2 protein-coding genes are annotated in these 1,653 nt (G+C 37.2%); both read right to left on the reverse strand.

What is annotated here, in order from left to right:
- Positions 1-245: 245 nt before the first annotated feature.
- On the reverse strand, positions 246-1,319 hold the full coding sequence (gene rfbB, locus F6K13_RS32110; protein WP_124147696.1) for a dTDP-glucose 4,6-dehydratase: 1,074 nt from the start codon (positions 1,317-1,319) through the stop codon (positions 246-248).
- Between the two features lie 104 nt (positions 1,320-1,423).
- Positions 1,424-1,653: hypothetical protein (locus tag F6K13_RS32115; protein ID WP_287289748.1), on the reverse strand; the 230-nt coding region annotated here is incomplete at its 5' end.

Genomic DNA, 1,653 nt, shown 5'->3' on the forward strand with positions numbered 1-1,653 from the left:
TTATTAACTCAAATAAAATTTCTATATAGCAGTCGAAGTAAAGATGAGGATATATCAAAAGCTGAAAATTCAGACCACGCCAGATTTTTCCTTCTACCTTCTGCTATAAAAGTAGTAACCTTGAAAACTCTACGACTAGATTAACTAATTGAGAATTAGGATAGTAGCTAGAAAAGACTACTTGCAGAAAATAGAAGAGCTAGTAGCTAATAATCAAAAAATATTACTAATTACCAATAGCCAATTTAAGAGCTTGCATAAACTTTCTGATAATAAGCTTGATATTCTTCAGATAATAATGGCTCCCACCAATTTCGGTTATTCAAAAACCATTCTACTGTCTGACGCAACCCCTCTTCAACAGTTACTGAAGGTTGCCAACCTAACTCAGCTTTAATCTTTGTTGCATCAATAGCATAACGTCGGTCATGGCCTGGTCTATCCTTAACAAAAGTAATTAACTTTTCACAAGGTTGCACTGGTAAATCAGTTCCTAATTCATCCATAATTTGACACAACATTCGCACCAAATCAAGATTTTTCACCTCATTATTTCCACCAATATTATAAGTTTCTCCAGGTTTACCTTTGTGAATTACCGTATCTAATGCCCGACAATGATCTATCACATACAACCAATCTCTAATATTTTGCCCATCACCATAAACTGGCAATTGTTTTCCTAGTAAAATATTGATGCACATCAGGGGAATTAACTTCTCTGGAAAATGATAGGGTCCGTAGTTATTAGAACAATTAGTAATAACTGTCGGGATACCGTAAGTATGATAATAAGCTCTAGCCAGATGGTCACTTCCTGCTTTCGATGCAGAATAGGGACTATTTGGCGCATAAGGTGTGGTTTCTGTAAAGGCAGAATCTTCTGAGCTTAAACTACCGTAGACTTCATCAGTCGAAACATGGAGAAATATACACCTACGATCTGGATTTTGGGCAACAGTGGAATAATGACTTCTGAATGCCTCTAACAAAGTAAAAGTACCCACAACATTAGTTTGAACAAAAGCTGCCGGGCCAAGAATAGACCGATCCACATGAGATTCTGCGGCAAAGTGGGCTACTGTATCTATATCCTCTTCCTGGAGTAAGCTATCTACTAACGAGCGATCGCAAATATCTCCCTGGACAAAACGGAAATTTGGCAACTCTAGTAAATCAGCTAAAGTCTCCTTATTACCAGCGTAAGTCAGAGCATCCAATACAACTACTCGATGATTAGGATAGGTTTCACACCAATAATGGACAAAATTAGAACCTATAAATCCAGCACCCCCGGTCACCAATAATCTACTTTCCATAATTATCATCTCCTGAGAGCTTCTAATTCCAATTAAGTATCTATGCTAGATTAATTTAACATTTTGTCGAGCTATGTATGGAAGAAGAACTCGAATGTAGTGACCTAAGGCAGGTATCCAAACTTGTCGAAGTCTATTTTAAATTGCGAATATATATAGCTACGGTCTTCAGGGGTCAACTCAACACTTCTAGAAGCCGATTTATTTTCAAATTTTAGTTTACAACTTATTCCTAAATCTTGGCATAATTTCGGCCATTCAGACTCAATTTCTTCTAACTTAATGACCCGATCGACTATAAGGTTCTGGCTATCAGACCGCGATCGCCAGAACA

Origin of the sequence: Okeania sp. SIO2B9 (assembly GCF_010672505.1) — a bacterium.
GTDB classification, from domain to species: domain Bacteria; phylum Cyanobacteriota; class Cyanobacteriia; order Cyanobacteriales; family Microcoleaceae; genus Okeania; species Okeania hirsuta.

Excerpts from the sequence above, each read along its gene's own strand:
- rfbB (WP_124147696.1), bottom strand. The coding sequence starts at position 1,319 with ATGGAAAGTAGATTATTGGTGACCGGGGGTGCTGGATTTATAGGTTCT.